Below are 16,409 nucleotides of genomic sequence, written 5' to 3' on the forward strand. Positions count from 1 at the left end.
AAGATTTAAGGATAACATCAATAAACATCTGTTTAATAAATTAGTAATATATTTATATAAATTATATTATTGACAATTATAAACCATTGGTTTATAATACAAACTATAAGGTTTATATTCTAGGAGGAGATAATGAAAATTGAACAACTTCGTCAATTGCGCCAACAAAGACAATTGACTCAAAAGGCAGTCGCAAATGCCATTAATGTATCACTTGTTTCCTATAATAACTGGGAACGGGGGGCAAAATCCCCTTCTGCAGAAAATTTAGAAAAACTGGCTCAGTTTTTTGATGTTCCTCTGGATCAATTCCAAGGACGAGAGAGGGGGGAAAGTGAATTAATTCAACATTATCAACAACTTTCACGATTTCGGAAAAAGAAAGTTGTTAAATTTGCTGAAGAACAAGTGAAGGAACAACATGAAAGTATTGTCAGTATACAAAATACACGTGCTTACAACACGGTCAAGGTTTATGAGGGACTTTCAGCAGGAACTGGTTTTGGCATTATTGGTGACGGAAATTTTGATACGGTTATGACTGATGAAGAACTGCCTTCTTATGATATCGCGGCATGGATTCGGGGCGATTCAATGGAACCAAAATTTTTGGATTGGTCGGTGGCACTGATTCGTGAGACAGGCTTTGATTATGATGGGGCTATTTATGCCGTCTACGTCGAAGAAAGCAACAGGACTTATATCAAAAAAGTCTACGTCGAAAAAGATGGTCTGCGTTTGGAATCTCTCAATAAAAAGTATCCAGACCGCTTTGTCAGTCTGGATGATCACCCCATCATTATTGGAAAAATTGTAGGGAATTTTATTCCTGTGACCGATTGAGAGGGTGAGGGGAACGATGAATGAAGCAAAGTAATTCAGAAGAAGCCAATCCTATTTTAAACTCTGATTATCATTTTGATTATAGCAGAGAGCCACGGAGGGACATTGCTTTTGTTGATATGAAAAGTTTTTACGCTTCCGTTGAATGTCTAAATCGAGGGCTGAAGCCTTTGAGTGCTTGTCTTTGCGTCATGAGCACGGCAGATAATTCAGGGGGCTTGATTTTGGCTAGTTCGCCGACCTTTAAATGGGCTTTTGGAAAACACAATGTAAGTCGCAGCCGTGATTTACCTTTTGATGTTCACACACGCAAATTCAATTGGTACAAGTGGAATAGAGAACACGCGAGTCCTTGGAAAACAGAAATTGAACAGCCAGACCCAAGTTATGTTGCTCACGTTGAATACTGGGCCAGTAAAACGGTTTTTGCACCACCATCAATGGGGGAATATATCAAAGTTAACGGTCGAATTCAAAAAGCCATCCATGAAGAAATTGCACCTTACGAAGACTGTTTTTGGTATTCTATTGATGAAGGCTTTATTGACTTGACAGGTTCATTAAATTACCATGTCAGCAATGACGAGGAAGGCTTGAGCAGGTCGGTCAAATTGGATCTGGTCTCGAAAAAGTTACAGCGTGTGATTTATGATGCGACTGATGGAATCGTTTCAACAGTTGGCATGAGTAATTCAAATCCTTTGCTGGCCAAATTGGCTTTGGATAATTATGCTAAACAGGAGCCGACCATGCGCGCCTTGATTAATTACGAAGATGTTCCAGAAAAAGTTTGGACGATTGAAAAGATGACCGATTTTTGGGGCATTGGCGAACGTACTGAGAAAAATTTGGCAAAATTTGGAATTCATTCGATCAAGGAATTAGCTCGAGCGAATCCTGACGAATTGAAGAAGAAAATGGGTGTCATCGGCGTCCAACTGTATTGCCATGCGAATGGCATTGACGAAAGCTACTTGTATGGAAAACCATACCGGCCAAAAAATCGTAGTATAGGCAATTCAACAACATTACCGCGTGATTATTATCATCAAGCAAGTATCATGTTGGTCATTCGTGAATTAGCTGAGCAGGTGGCTATTCGTCTCCGTCGAATTCATCAAGAGGCAACGACCATCACACTTTATGTAGGCTATTCCTTAAGTGAAGGCAAGCGCGCGATTCACTGTTCACGAAAAATTGAACCGACCAATAACACGCGTCGTTTATGTGATGCCATTGCGGATATTTTTCTTGATAAGTATGAATCAGGAGGTGTAAGAAGATTGGGAGTGACATACAGCAATCTTATCGCTGAGCCTTTTCATTTGATTAGTCTTTTTGATGAAGATGAAAATGATTTCTATCATCAAGAAAAAGAAAATCAATTGCAAGATACAATTGATTCAATTCGTCAGCAATATGGTTTTACTAAGTTATTAAAAGCGTCAGCCCTGACAAAAGATTCTCGTTTAATCAAGAGGAGCAAACAGATTGGCGGACATTCAGCAGGAGGTTTAGATGGCTTACAGTAGAGTTGACCGAACATATCATCCTTCAAAAGCGATAAGAGAGTACCAAGATCGAGGCATGATGAAGTGGCAAGGCTTTTATTTATCAGAACATACCACAGCAATGCGTGAATGGCGGGAAGCAGAATTACTTCCTGTCATTCATGACGAACTTACTCCAGAAGAAAAATTTCTTCTTTTGTCACAGTCCATGCTCAATCAATTTGCGCTCGTTTTACGAATTAAGCCAGGACGTATCAGTGATGAAGTCACAGGTATTGTCCGTGAACTCCTTAATCAAGATGAAATCATGATTGAAGTGAGTAAAAATAATTTTCGGAGATTAGAAGTCATGAATATAATAAGTATAAAAAAAGCCGACAGTTGGCAGACTGACGACTTTCAAGGTATGAACTAAGGCAGCCCATATCTTACTATTATAACATAAGAAATGATTTTTAAAAATGAAAGAAGAAACGACTGTCGAAAATCAATTGATGAGTTCAAGGAGCAATTCAGTGATTTGAGCGGGCGTTTCTTTATTATTTCGTCGAATCCATGCTTGAGTGACACCAAAGACTGCATTTGCAAAATAGGTTGAACCGTATATTGCGCCTAATTTTCCGACATCGTGGTGACGTGGGTTGTGTGGAAAAATCGAATCAGCCAACAAGTCCTTTAATTTTTGAAGAATAAATTGATGAATTTCTTTACTTCCATTTTCGGATAGGAGCGCTGCATAAATCTTATTACGCTCCAAAAATTCGTAAGTTTCTAGTAAAGTCGCATGCAGATTACCATTGTTTTTCTCGAAAACGTATTGAATTGTGTTGAAAAGTGTTCGCTGGTAGGCCTCAATCATGTCATATTTATCTTGGTAATGCGTATAAAAGCCACTCCGACTAACCCCAGCAGTCTTCACTAATTCGGTCGTTGAAATTTGGTCGAAAGGTTTTTCTTGCAAAAGGCTAATCATTGCGTTTCGGAGCGCAATTTTTGTTTTGTCTTTTCTTGGATCAGATGCCATAAGATGCTCCCATTTAATATTATTAAGCTGGTTAATTGAAAAAATTTAGACAAAAATAAACAAACTGTCTAAAAACTAAACTAATCAATTGTCAATTTTTGTAAAAAAGATATAATACTATTATAGCAATTTTTAGACGGTCTGTCTATATAATTTATTCAAATAAACTCGTGAAATAAAAAAGAGATTATTGCTGTGTTGAAGGGGGAAAAAATGCTTAAAAATGAATGGGAAGCCATTTTAAAACATAAGTTTTTTATTGTTGTTATTCTTGCGTTGGCACTGGTTCCAGCCATATATAACTACATTTTCTTAGGCTCAATGTGGGATCCTTATGGCAATTTAGATAAATTGCCAGTGGCCGTTGTGAATTTGGACAAGTCGTCCGAATTAGATGGAAAAACATTGAAATTGGGCGATAGTGTTGTTACGGAATTAAAGAAAACAAAGAATCTGGATTATCATTTTGTATCAGAGAAAGAGGCCAGTGAAGGAATTAAATCAGGAAAGTATTATCTTAAAATCACTTTCCCTAAAGAATTCTCCACGCAAGCAGCAAGTCTAATGACAAATAATCCTAAGAATGTCCAAATTGATTATCAAACGACAGCGGGTCATAACTATATATCCTCAAAAATGAGCGAAAGTGCCATGAATCAATTGAAATCGGAAATTTCAAGTGATATCACCAAGCAATATACAGAAGCCATTTTTGCCAGCCTGACAACACTGAAGTCAGGTATGAAAGATGCGGCCACAGGTTCATCTAAATTAGCTGATGGTGCCACAAGTGCCAAATCGGGTTCTCAAAAAATTTCAAGTCATTTGGACACCTTGGCCAAATCAAGCCTGACTTTTGAAGATGGGGCAAATTCCTTATCTGTTGGTTTAAATCAGTATTTGTCAGGTGTTGATCAAGTTTCAGAAGGAGCAAAAACATTATCTTCTGGGACGCAAAATTACACTTCAGGTGTAAATCAAGCAGCTTCAGGAGCCAATGATTTGGCCACAGGAACAAAACAATTTTCATCTGCGACCAATAAGCTTGCAACAGGGACACAAACGCTCGCTGACCAGTCAAGCGCATTGACCAGTGGACTTAGCAGCCTTCAGTCTAAACTGACGGAAATTCAACAATTACAGACAGGAAGTCAGGCATTAACAGACGGCTTGTCAGACCTGACCAGTAAAACAAGTCTCTCTGCTGAGCAGAAACAACAAATTGAACAGTTAGAGTCAGGACTGACACAAATTAATCAGGCAATCCAAACTGGAAGTACAGATCCAACGATTACTAACCAGGTCAAAGCTGATTTGGCAAATGTCGAGGCAATCTTGACGAATAGTTTGGTCCAAAATCAAGTGGCTGCAGTTGAACAAACGACCGCTTTTCAAAGTTTGTCAGCGAATGACCAAAAGCAAATCACAGATGCATTGGGAGCGTCAGCACAAGCGAGTCTTGCTCCTATCACAGCTAGCTTGAAAGATGTCGAAACACAGTTGACGACGCTAAGTGGTCAGTCGACGGAACTTGCGACAAATGCAAACACTGTTTTACCTGCAGCCACTCAAACTTTATCAACACTCTCAAGCGGAATGGAACAGACCAACAGTGCTTTGAGTAGCCAAATCTTACCAGGGGCAACAAAAGTATCGACAGGCGTTAGTCAATTGAATGATGCTTTAAAAACAGGTTCAAGCCAATTGAGTTCAGGGGCAAGTCAACTTGTTGCAGGGATTAATCAAATCAATAATGGGGCTCAACAAATCTCAGACCAATCTAAAACATTGGATTCTGGTACAAATACATTGGCGAGTGGACTTAATCAACTTCAAGCGAATAGTTCAAGTTTGAATTCTGGCAGCATCCAATTAGTTGCGGGACTTAATCAACTCCAAACCAATAATTCAACATTATCATCAGGAAGTTCTCAATTAGCCTCAGGCGCCAACCAAATTGCTTCAGGATCGAATCAATTGGCTTCAGGTAGTTCAAATTTGACAAGTGGATTATTGACCTTGTCAAATGGTACAACTCACTTGGCTGACTCACTCGGAGATGCCAACAAGGAGTTAGCTGCAACGAATAGTAACAAAAATAATGCTAAAGCAATTGCCTCACCGCTGACAACGAAACATACAGATACATCTAATGTCCATAAAAATGGTGTCGGTATGGCACCTTACATGATCTGTGTGGCTTTATTCATTGGTGCATTGTCAACCAATGTTGTGATTGGAACGAGCTTCTCAGGTAAATCATGGAAAACTGGTCGAGAATTCATGCTGGCTAAAATTGGGACAAACGGTGTGGTTGCACTCTTGCAAGCCTTAGTTGTCTATGGTGCTGTATCCTTGTTGGGATTGACACCAAATTATCCAATTCGTACACTTTTTGCTATCATTCTCATAAGTTTTGCATTTATGGCGATAGCCACATTCTTCGTCAATTGGCTAGGTGCTGTGGGAGATTTCATTTTGATTATACTATTGGTTCTACAATTAGCAACAAGTGCAGGAACTTATCCACTACAGTTGTCATCCAATATTTTCCAAAGTATTAGCCCTTGGCTTCCTATGACTTATGGTCTTAAAATGCTGCGTGAAACGATTGGTTTATCAGGAAATATAACCATCTATGCTATTGGTTTTATCATTTTGATAGCCGTATTTACAGGCTTACTTAGTGTTTTCAAGAGGATTTCACGGTTTGCTTAATAAAATCAGAACTAGGTCAGATAGACCTAGTTTTTTTGTGAAAAATTTGTTAAAATAAAAGCTGTAAAATTCTTTTGACAGACTATTAAAATTGTCATTGAAAAGGAGAATCACATGGCTGAAAAATACACGGATGACCAAATTGAGCAAATTAAAAATAATATTCTTGAGGCATTAGAAAATGTAATTGACCCTGAATTAGGGATTGACATCATCAATCTCGGGCTTGTTTATGAAATAACATTTGACGACAGCGGCTTAACTGAAATTAAAATGACACTGACCACAATGGGGTGCCCCTTAGCTGATTTGCTAACGGATCAAATTCACGATGCGCTAAAAGATGTACCAGAAGTGACAGAAATTAAAGTCAATCTCGTGTGGTACCCAGCCTGGACTGTTGATAAAATGTCACGCTATGCACGGATTGCGTTGGGGATTCGTTAAAGGTGGGCTTGAAATATTAATTAGATAGACTAGCAATAGTCTTTTTTTGTCAATTTTTTTCAAAAATGAGAGTCACTTTTAAGAATGATTCCAAAAAGAAGCGTATAATGTGACTGTAAAAATAATGTCAGGACTGACAGAAAAAATAAAGAGCGAGGCTAAGGATGATAAATGCATTAAGATACAGTAATTTTGGTGGCATTGAGCAATTAAAGTGGGAAAAAATTGAATCGCCAGAGGTTCTTGCCGGACAAATTCGTGTTCGGGTAACTGCTGTGAGTATCAACCCCATGGATTGGCTAATCATAGGAAATCCGCAAATGGCGCAACAATTTGGAGTTCAGTTACCTCAAAAATTTGGTTATGATTTTGCTGGAATTGTTGACAAGACTTCCCAGGGAGTTACCGCTTATAAAGTTGGGGATCGTGTGTTTGGAACGACTTATGACGGTGCGGCGAGCGAACAAATTATCTTACCCGTGAAATCAGACAGTCGACATCGTATCGTTAAAACTCCGGATTTTATTACTGATGAGATTGCTTCGTCTCTTGGTGTTGCTGGAATGACCGCTGCCAATTGTTTAAACACGATTAAGCTTAATTCAGACGATACAGTATTAATTGGGGGTGCAGCGGGTGGTGTTGGTGTGTTCACGGTTCAACTTGCTAAAATTCGAGGAGCTCGTGTCATTGGAACAAGTTCACCTTCAACTTTTGATTTTTTACGCCGATTAGGGGCTGAACCAATAGCTTACGGAGATCAGCTCTTAACTAATTTGCAACAAACAGAAGCTCCTAAAATCACAGCAGCAATTGACTTATACAGTCATGATGTTGTCAATGTAGCACTTGAACTCGGTGTTCCCAAAGAAAAAATCACATCAATAATTATGTACCCACCTTTGCCAGAAGGAATAAAAACCTCGACGGGTGGTGCTGCAACAGAAGAAGATATGAAAGTTATCCTTGAAGCCATACAAACGAAACAACTGGTTGTGTTAATTGCAGAGAAATTCTCTATACAAGATTATGAAGAAGCAATAAAGACACAGATGGCTCGTCATACACATGGGAAAATCGTGATGACACTGTCTTAAATTTTAGATGATGAGGAGAAAAAATGACGAAAGAAGAATTCAATCAAGCACTTGTTCAGGCAGAAAACGCCCTTGTAGCTTTATCGGCAAATGAATGAACAAAATTATTGCTTGAAATTGGTTATGGTGACTACGCAATTGATCTTTTGCTCAACGATCAATACTTAACAAAAGCCTTTCGAGAAAAGCAAAAATAAGCGTACTCTCAAAATGTAAAGCTCAAAAAAAGCAGATTCATTTCTGCTTTTTTTATTTTGGTAAAAAGATTCGGAAAAAATAAATAAGTAAAAAAATAAGTCTTTAGTCCGATAAAAAGTCGACTTATTTTTGGTACAATAAAAGCATGACTAAACGATTAAAAGCAGTAATTATCATTGAGATATTTATTTTAGTGGGACTCTTTATACATATTATTAGATCACCATATATGTTAATGATGGCGATTTTAGCAATTGTATTTACTGTGCTTGCCAATCGCTCACGTTCTAACTTCTTTAGAGTGCTGAGTTTTATCTTTTGGGCAATTTCAGTAATGGTCTTGTTCACAGCCGGTTGGTTCTGGTTGGCGATTCTTTTTCCTGCAGTAGCCTGCATTGTCTTCTGGAAAAATAATCCGAGAACGGACGGTCAAAGGGCAAGAAATGTCTTTTATGAAGGCTTCGGCGTACCGACCGAAAAAAAAGAAGAAACAGTAACGCATGCCAATGGAAATGATGTTATTGACCTCGACGATGTTCATTATCGACCCATGGGCAATGCCATTTCTATCAAAAAATTGACAGGGAATACTAAGATCATTGTACCGGATGATGTCGCGGTAATTTTGGACATTACGGTTGGAACAGGAATTGTCAAAGTATTTGATGAAAGTCCACAAATCAACGCCGGAAATATCCATTATTTTTCAGATAATGTCAATGAAGCAAGAAAACGAATGAAAATTACGATTAGAGTGCAAACAGGCAACGTTGAAATTGTTCGTGGTTAATCAAACTGAAAGGAAAAGAGAGTTCAGTTTGGAAGAAACTAGCACTCTCAGAAATTAAGATGAAACGTTCAATACTAACGACATTCTTATCCCTATTTTTTATCATTATTGGAGTGGATACACTCCTTTTTGTGCTTGTTAATAGTCGTACAAAAAATATGGGGATGCCCGAAATGGTTGGACAAGTCGGTAATAATATCTATGGTTTGTGGATTTTTATTTCGATAGCAGCGATCCTAGCACTTATTTTTACGATGTTCAATTATTACGAAAACATGATGATTAAACAGGCTTTTGAAGATGATGCCAAACGCTTGGAGCAGAATGAAGAACCTGAAAATCAGGAATTAAAAATAATTCACGAAAAAATGTTGAAAATGACGAATGAACTTCAAGAATTATCTCAGCAAAAATCAGCCGATAAGGCCGAGATTATTGAACATGAACGGCGTCGTATCTCTCGTGAATTACATGATTCTGTCAGTCAAGAGCTTTTCGCAGCGACCATGATATTGTCATCTGTGACCGAATCAACACAGAATTTGTCCAAAGAACAGATTGAGACTCAGACACAATTAGTCTTAAAAGTTTTGCATTCTGCCCAAAATGAAATGCGTGCTCTGCTTTTGCATTTGCGTCCTGTGGAACTGGATGGCAAAACGCTAAGCGCAGGACTATCAGCACTTACTGATGAACTACAAGCAAAAATTTCAGCAAACATCAGTGTAAAATTGGCTGATATTGAGACAACAAGCAACATAGAGGACAACTTATTCCGCATGGCGCAAGAAATATTAAGTAATACTTTACGTCATTCTCAGGCAGACAATATAGAAATGTCTTTGCGTGAAAATTATGGTAATATAGTCTTAATGATTGCGGATGATGGCGTTGGTTTTGATACACGTGAAAGTGAAAAAACAGCCAGTTATGGACTTGCAAATATTAAAGAGCGGGCCCTTTTGCTTGGAGGAGATGCAAAAGTTATTTCAGCACCTAATCAAGGAACAACAGTTGAAATCCGTATTCCTAAAATTAATCAAGAAGATGATGTAAAAATTTAGAAAGAAGACCATGGAAAAAATTAAGTTATTGATTGTTGATGATCATCAGATGGTTAGATTGGGCCTTTCAAGTTTTATGAATATTCAACCAGACATTGAAGTTATTGGAGAAGCGGCAGATGGCGAGTCGGGATTTTTGAAAGCTGATGCGTTGCATCCAGATGTGATTTTAATGGATTTGGTTATGGAGCGACTGGATGGAATTGGTTCAACAAAGAAAATATTGGCCAAACATCCTGATGCTAAAATTTTAATCTTAACAAGTTTCATTGACGACGAAAAAGTGTTCCCTGCACTTGCCGCGGGAGCAAAAGGTTACATCTTGAAGACATCGCAAGCTGCCGAAATTGCCAATGCAATTCGTAAAGTCGCCAATGGAGAAGATGTTTTATCTGATGCGGTTAAGGAAAAAATTGCACAGCAAAAGCATAGAAAACACGAACTCTATGATGATTTATCGAAACGTGAATTAGAAGTGTTAAAAGTTTTAGCAACAGGCCTGTCTAACCAAGAAATCGCTGATACACTCTATATTAGTTTGAAAACCGTTAAGACACACGTCTCAAATATTTTCAATAAACTGGAAGTAACTGACCGTACGCAGGCGACTATCTATGCTATCCAACATAAGCTGGTTTAATTAAGAACAAGATGATAAGGTAAGTCTCGAAACAAATATGTTATAATTAAGAGCGAAATATTTTTAGTTTGGATAGAAAATGAAAGAATTATTAAAAAAGGCAGAGCAGATAAAAATCATCTTCTTTGATATTGATGATACTTTGCGCGTGAAAAATACGGCTTATATGCCGGATTCAATCAATGAAGTTTTTGAAAAACTTCGTCAAAAAGGAATTATGACCGGAATTGCAACGGGACGAAATCTTTATGGGGTTGTCCCAGAAGTTATTGCTTTGAAACCCGATTATTTTGTTACCATCAACGGTGCATTCGTGATGAATAACAAGAATGAAGTGCTTTACAAAAATCCATTTCCAACAGAAACCGTTGAAGAAGTTATTGCCTGGCTCGAAAGTGAAAACAGTGAATATTCATTTGTTGGAGCAGATGCGTTACGTGTTTCCAAGTGGAATAAGGTCGCCGCTGAATCTGTCGGACCCGTCTACGCAACATTGGAAGAAGATAAAGATTACTATAAATCAAATGATGTCTATCAAATGCTCTCTTTGTCGGATCATGACGATAAAATCCAACTGACGCCATCGCTTGCTAAAAAAATTCGCATGGTTCGTTGGCATCCAGACTCATCAGATTTAGTTCCCATGCATGGTTCAAAAGCAGAGGGGTGTAAGAAAGTCCTCGACGAACTTGGAATAAAAGCAGAAAACATGATGAATTTTGGAGATGAGTTGAACGATCGTGAGCTTTTTGACTTTGCAGGTCTTTCTGTAGCAATGAAAATTTCACATCCTGAAATTCTTAAAAAGGCTGATTATATCACCGATACTGTTGAAAATGATGGCATCCTCAAAGCACTCCAAGCCTTACAAATTATTGATTAATTAAACTTACAAAAGTGTAAGGCAGTTGAGCCAAACCTTTTGTTACACTAACATTAGAAAGAATATACTATGACATACCCACAAATTGATATTGCAAACTTCCAAGGGACAACAGCCGTGATGCACACGAATCATGGTGACATGACGATTAAATTATTTGATGAACTGGCTCCAAAAACTGTTAAAAACTTTGTTGAATTAAGTAAGCAAGGTTACTATGATGGCATCATTTTTCACCGTATCATCAAAGATTTCATGATTCAAGGGGGGGATCCAACTGGAAGTGGGATGGGCGGAAGCTCGATTTATGGGGATAAATTTGAAGACGAATTCTCTTTGAACGCTTTCAATATCCGAGGCGCATTGTCAATGGCCAATGCAGGTCCCAACACAAACGGAAGCCAATTTTTCATTGTACAAAATGAAAACCTCCCTTATCCTAAAGAAGCACTAGTCGAAGGTGGCTGGCCTGAAGAAATTGCAGAGCTCTATACAAAAGGAGGGACTCCACATCTCGATGGTCGCCACACCGTTTTTGGTCAATTAGTTGATGCGGATAGTTTCAAAGTTTTAGATAAAATTGCAAATGTAAAAACGGGAGTTCAAGATAAACCAGTAGATGACGTTGTGATTACTTCTATTGAAATTATCGAGAAATAATCTTATGAAAGCACAAAAAATCGGGGACATCGTTAAAGTTGAAGTCATTGGTCTTCAAGATTATGGAGCCTTCGTTAGATTTAATGATGGCAATTCTTCAGGGAAAAATAATGAGCAGGATCAAAAAGGGCTCATACACATTTCCGAAATTCAATCGGGCTACATCAAAAATATCCGCGATATTATTAAGATTGGGCAAAAATTAACGGCTCAAATTATTGATATTGATGAGTTTAACGGAAAAGTCTCATTGTCCCTACGAAGTCTTGAAAAAAGCCCACAAGTACACCATTTTTATCATAAAAAGCATTTTACAGATTCAAGAAATAAAATAGGGTTTATTAGCTTGCAAAATGAATTAGGGAAATGGGTTGAAGAAAATGAACGTTTTTTAGCTAAAAATCAAATTGGAACAGAATTAAAGCATAAATGATGCTTATTTAAAGGGAGGGTGAATTGAATACAAGTGTTTTAAAATACATCAAAAAAGTTTTCAACATTATCACTATCCTTGGTTTTGTTGCAACGATTGTAGGTGCAGTTTACCTTTGGCGGTTAGGTGTTTTTCAAAATCAAGCATCCCTGCAGCAGTTGATCCTAGCCCATCACTATTTGGGACCCATTATTTTCTTCTGTTTACAAATCATTCAAGTCATCATCCCCATCATTCCAGGTGGTTTTACGATGGCAGCAGGTGTCCTTATTTTTGGACCGGTTTGGGGATTCATTTATAATTATGTTGGTATCGTTTTGGGTTCCATTTTACTCTTTTATTTTGGACGGAAATATGGACAAGCATTGGTCCAAACTTTCATCAAGGAAAAGGCCTACAACAAATACATGGGGTGGGTACAAAAGGGACAAAAGCGTTTCAATATCATTTTTGCTTTATTGATATTATCACCAATTGCACCAGATGACGCCTTGGTTTTGGTGGCGAGTCAAACAAAAATGTCTTGGCGTTACCTCTTTTGGACCATGATTTTATGTAAACCACTACCAATATTACTCTATTCCTACATCCTGATCTATGGTGGCGGATTTCTTGAAAAATTTTTATAAAAAGGCCGCATCTGCGGATTTTTTATTTTATTTTGCTGAGAAAATCAATGAAATTGTTACTACAAAATATCCCAAAAATGACTAAAAAAATGTATAATAGAGATATTGAATTTTGAGATAAAGACTTATCAAAAAGATAAGTTTGATTTACTGGAGCTAGATTTGAATAAAAAAAATAATAATCGCTTTTCATTCGATAATCGAATAGACTATGCCCTCTTATTACCGGCATTTTTACTGATTATCATTGGTTTATATGCCCTCTCCGTTGCAGTCACTCATGACCATCCTTCTAGAGCGACTCAAATGGTTGTCCAGCAAGGAATCTGGGTTTTGGTCGGTATTTTTGTTGGCTTTATTGTCATGCATTTGGATTCAAAATTACTTTGGAAATTTACACCATTCTTTTATGGCCTAGGGTTATTTTTAAATGTTCTGCCTATCTTTTTCCATGATGCAGCAACTGTACAATCTACAGGTGCTAAAAACTGGTTTGCTATTGGTGGGCATAATTTATTTCAGCCATCAGAATTTATGAAAATAGCTTTTATCCTTTTTATAAGTAGAATTGTTGTTAATTTCCAAAACAATCTTGAAGCAAGAGGGGTAAAAGATGATTTTCGATTAATAGGTCGTCTTTTGTTGGCAACTTTACCAGTCGCAATTTTATCCTTTTTCCAAAAAGATTTTGGGACTTTCCTTGTTTTTATCGTCATTTTGGCGGGGGTGATTCTAGTTTCAGGGGTAACGTGGAAGATTATTGTCCCTGCTGTATTAATTGTATCAGCGGTCGCTGGCGGTATCATTGCTTTAGTAGCAAATCCTGCAGGTCAAGCATTTCTAGAAAAAATGAGTTTTGCAACTTATCAAGTTCAGCGTTTTGAAGCATGGCTACATCCATTTGACAATATGCAAACCTTTAGCTTACAGCAAGCCCGTTCATTGATTTCAATTGGTGTAGGCGGACTTTGGGGAAGTGGATTTGGTGTAGCCAATGTTCAAGTTCCTGTGCGTGAATCAGATATGATCTTTACGGTTATCGCTGAAGATTTCGGTTTTATTGGTTCAACGTTCTTGATTTTACTTTATTTCATGTTGATTTACCGAATGATTCGAGTGACCTTTAAGTCCAATAACCAATTTTACACATATATTTCGACTGGGATCATCATGATGATTTTATTCCATGTTTTTGAAAATATTGGTGCGGCTGTTGGCGTTGTTCCATTGACTGGGATTCCACTTCCCTTTATTTCACAGGGGGGGTCAGCACTCATGTCAAATATGATTGGACTTGCCCTCGTCTTGTCAATGAAGTATAATCAAATTCCTGAAGGAGTCATTAAGCAAGCAGCGATCGACAAAGGTCGTAGTCGATTAAATGCAAAAAAAGAAAAACGTTCTCAACGTCGGTAAAGCAAAAACCCACATGGTGGGTTTTTTTAATCGATTCACTCAAACAATTTGACAAGTGATAGGCAAATTGGTAAAATGACTTTAAATTAAAGAATAAGGTGGATGGTCTATTGAAAATTTAAGTCTTGAACAATTAATTTAAAAATACAAAATTTGATGAATTTTCATTTCATTTTATGGAAAGTATTTTTATGCGTTCACGGCTGTTTTCAATGAATTGACTTGACCACGATAATAAAGGGGCTTTTTTGGGTCCCACGTTAAGACTCTTTTCATGTTGCCGTGAAAAGAGTTTTTTTATCATGGGAGGAAAAAATGAGTCCAAAACAAAAAGAAATGCAAAAAAGAGTGACAGAATTGAAGAAAAATCAAAAGTCAACGCTTTCGACTTTTGAAAAAGTAGAATTTCGAAATAAGCCACAAAAGCAAAATCAACATGTTCAAACAAAAAATACGCCAAGAAGAAGTGGGATCTGATTTTTCATGCGAGATTTTTGTTCGAATATTTTCAAAAGGAGAACACATGACAAATATTGAAATAAAAAATTTAACTTTTTCTTATCAAGAGAAATTGATATTTGAGAATGCTCAGATTAATCTCGATAAGAATTGGCACCTGGGGCTAGTTGGACGAAATGGCCGTGGCAAAACAACCTTATTAAATCTTCTTCGAGGCGAATTAACATCAGATACGATGCCTCAAATAAATGAGAAATTTATATATTTTCCACAAGAAATAGTTGATCCAAGTCGTTACACGAATGAACTTTTGACAGATTTGATTTCATCGGAACAATGGGAATTAGAACGTGAATTGACTTTATTAGAACTCGATTTAGAGGTGCTTTGGCGACCTTTTAGTCAACTTTCGGGTGGGGAACAAACGAAATGTCTTTTGGCCTGTCTATTTTTGAATTCAGACGCCTTTCCCTTGATTGATGAACCAACGAATCACTTAGACCGTCGCTCAAGACAAACAGTTGCCAATTACTTAAAGAATAAAAAAGGCTACATTTTGGTTTCACATGACCGGGCCTTTTTAGATGCTGTCATTGACCACGTTTTAGCGATCGAACGACGACAAATTACGCTTTATCAAGGAAATTATTCTATATATGAGCAACAGAAAAAGTTAAAAGATGAATCAGAATTAGCACAAAATGTTCGTTTAAAAAAGGATATCACACGTCTGAAAGCAAGTGCAAGGGATAAATCTGATTGGTCAAAAAGTCGTGAAGGCGATATTCACGGAAATCCTAAGTTGAAAAATTCAGGTGGAATCGGTCATGATGGTACAATTACGGCTCGTGCCGCACGGCTGATGAAAAAATCTAAATCGATAGAACGAAGAATGAATCAAGAGGTGGAAGCAAAAGAAGAATTACTTAAAAATATAGAGCATCTTAAGCCCTTGAGTATAAATTTTGTACCGGATTACCATAGGCAAATTTTAGCTGTGGAAAACTTTAGTTTGGCTTTTGATGATCACGTATTATTTAAGCCTCTGAATTTCATTTTAGAGGAAGGTGAACGTCTTGTACTGGATGCGAAAAATGGTGCTGGTAAATCGAGTTTAATGAAAGCCATTGAGGGAGTTTTTGAGGGACAACAGTCAGGTCAAATGACAATGGCTTCCCAAACTTCGATTTCATATGTACGTCAGATGTTTAAACATACAGGCTCCTTGGAGAATTTTGCTAAAGCGAATGCCTTAAATTTTGAAGAATTTTTGTCGAACTTAATAAAATTAGGGATGGAACGTAATGTTTTTTCACAAAGAATTGAAGATATGAGTCAGGGACAGCAGAAAAAAGTTGAATTAGCAAAAAGTCTCACACAAAAGGCACAGCTCTATCTTTGGGACGAGCCACTCAATTATCTGGATGTTTTTAATCATGAACAAATTATTGAGTTAATTCAAAATGTAAAGCCGACCATGTTGATTATTGAACATGATCAAAGTTTTATTGATCAAATAGAGGCAAGGTTGATTGGATTGGACCAAGTTTAATTGTCAGTCTTGATAAGCGAAGTAGGGCTGATGATACTTAAATAT

The 16,409-nt window shown here is 37.4% G+C and carries 17 protein-coding genes; 16 read left to right on the forward strand and 1 reads right to left on the reverse strand.

Annotated elements, in window-relative coordinates:
- Positions 1 to 132: 132 nt before the first annotated feature.
- From RT41_RS01905 to RT41_RS01915, 3 genes are read left to right on the forward strand one after another with little or no spacing between them, the layout of a single operon-like run.
- Complete coding sequence (locus tag RT41_RS01905; RefSeq protein WP_096817023.1) at positions 133 to 843, forward strand: XRE family transcriptional regulator; 711 nt, start codon at positions 133 to 135, stop codon at positions 841 to 843.
- 20 nt (positions 844 to 863) lie between these two features.
- On the forward strand, positions 864 to 2,375 hold the full coding sequence (locus RT41_RS01910; RefSeq protein ID WP_096817024.1) for a DinB/UmuC family translesion DNA polymerase: 1,512 nt from the start codon (positions 864 to 866) through the stop codon (positions 2,373 to 2,375).
- Complete coding sequence (locus tag RT41_RS01915; protein WP_054639277.1) at positions 2,362 to 2,769, forward strand: hypothetical protein; 408 nt, start codon at positions 2,362 to 2,364, stop codon at positions 2,767 to 2,769. The genes RT41_RS01910 and RT41_RS01915 overlap by 14 nt, the downstream gene beginning before the upstream one ends.
- Positions 2,770 to 2,841: 72 nt before the next feature.
- On the opposite strand, the gene RT41_RS01920 is transcribed toward RT41_RS01915, so the two are convergent.
- Positions 2,842 to 3,378 (reverse strand): TetR/AcrR family transcriptional regulator, encoded by a 537-nt coding sequence (locus RT41_RS01920; RefSeq protein ID WP_054639276.1) that lies wholly within the window; start codon positions 3,376 to 3,378, stop codon positions 2,842 to 2,844.
- A gap of 213 nt (positions 3,379 to 3,591) precedes the next feature.
- Here RT41_RS01920 and RT41_RS01925 point away from each other — a divergent pair, with 213 nt between their 5' ends.
- The 13 genes from RT41_RS01925 to abc-f all read left to right on the forward strand — a co-directional run bounded on the left by RT41_RS01925 (position 3,592) and on the right by abc-f (position 16,364).
- On the forward strand, positions 3,592 to 6,096 hold the full coding sequence (locus RT41_RS01925) for a YhgE/Pip domain-containing protein (protein WP_096817025.1): 2,505 nt from the start codon (positions 3,592 to 3,594) through the stop codon (positions 6,094 to 6,096).
- Between the two features lie 114 nt (positions 6,097 to 6,210).
- On the forward strand, positions 6,211 to 6,543 hold the full coding sequence (locus RT41_RS01930) for a metal-sulfur cluster assembly factor (RefSeq protein ID WP_054639275.1): 333 nt from the start codon (positions 6,211 to 6,213) through the stop codon (positions 6,541 to 6,543).
- 164 nt (positions 6,544 to 6,707) lie between these two features.
- Entirely contained in the window at positions 6,708 to 7,640 is a 933-nt protein-coding gene (locus RT41_RS01935; protein WP_096817026.1) for an NADP-dependent oxidoreductase, read from the forward strand.
- 343 nt (positions 7,641 to 7,983) lie between these two features.
- On the forward strand, positions 7,984 to 8,628 hold the full coding sequence (gene liaF / locus RT41_RS01940) for a cell wall-active antibiotics response protein LiaF (RefSeq protein ID WP_096817027.1): 645 nt from the start codon (positions 7,984 to 7,986) through the stop codon (positions 8,626 to 8,628).
- Between the two features lie 59 nt (positions 8,629 to 8,687).
- Positions 8,688 to 9,692, forward strand: a complete 1,005-nt coding sequence (locus RT41_RS01945; protein WP_096817028.1) for a sensor histidine kinase — start codon at positions 8,688 to 8,690, stop codon at positions 9,690 to 9,692.
- 10 nt (positions 9,693 to 9,702) lie between these two features.
- Complete coding sequence (locus RT41_RS01950; protein ID WP_054639274.1) at positions 9,703 to 10,332, forward strand: response regulator transcription factor; 630 nt, start codon at positions 9,703 to 9,705, stop codon at positions 10,330 to 10,332.
- A 79-nt stretch (positions 10,333 to 10,411) separates the two neighbouring features.
- Positions 10,412 to 11,215, forward strand: a complete 804-nt coding sequence (locus RT41_RS01955) for a Cof-type HAD-IIB family hydrolase (protein ID WP_096817029.1) — start codon at positions 10,412 to 10,414, stop codon at positions 11,213 to 11,215.
- 69 nt (positions 11,216 to 11,284) lie between these two features.
- A complete protein-coding gene (locus RT41_RS01960; protein WP_096817030.1) occupies positions 11,285 to 11,875 on the forward strand; it encodes a peptidylprolyl isomerase in 591 nt (196 codons plus the stop codon).
- Between the two features lie 4 nt (positions 11,876 to 11,879).
- Complete coding sequence (locus RT41_RS01965; RefSeq protein ID WP_096817031.1) at positions 11,880 to 12,308, forward strand: CvfD/Ygs/GSP13 family RNA-binding post-transcriptional regulator; 429 nt, start codon at positions 11,880 to 11,882, stop codon at positions 12,306 to 12,308.
- A 23-nt stretch (positions 12,309 to 12,331) separates the two neighbouring features.
- Positions 12,332 to 12,937 carry a TVP38/TMEM64 family protein gene (locus RT41_RS01970; RefSeq protein ID WP_096817032.1) on the forward strand — a complete coding sequence of 202 codons (606 nt, stop codon included), beginning with the start codon at positions 12,332 to 12,334 and terminating at the stop codon, positions 12,935 to 12,937.
- Between the two features lie 162 nt (positions 12,938 to 13,099).
- On the forward strand, positions 13,100 to 14,353 hold the full coding sequence (locus tag RT41_RS01975; RefSeq protein WP_096817306.1) for an FtsW/RodA/SpoVE family cell cycle protein: 1,254 nt from the start codon (positions 13,100 to 13,102) through the stop codon (positions 14,351 to 14,353).
- 315 nt (positions 14,354 to 14,668) lie between these two features.
- Positions 14,669 to 14,830 carry a hypothetical protein gene (locus RT41_RS10420; protein WP_180752668.1) on the forward strand — a complete coding sequence of 54 codons (162 nt, stop codon included), beginning with the start codon at positions 14,669 to 14,671 and terminating at the stop codon, positions 14,828 to 14,830.
- Between the two features lie 46 nt (positions 14,831 to 14,876).
- Positions 14,877 to 16,364: a ribosomal protection-like ABC-F family protein gene (gene abc-f, locus RT41_RS01980; protein WP_096817033.1), complete on the forward strand. Its 1,488-nt coding sequence runs from the start codon at positions 14,877 to 14,879 to the stop codon at positions 16,362 to 16,364.
- The last annotated feature ends 45 nt before the right edge of the window (positions 16,365 to 16,409 follow it).

The sequence above is a fragment of the Lactococcus fujiensis JCM 16395 genome (genome assembly GCF_002441655.1).
Classification (GTDB): domain Bacteria; phylum Bacillota; class Bacilli; order Lactobacillales; family Streptococcaceae; genus Lactococcus; species Lactococcus fujiensis.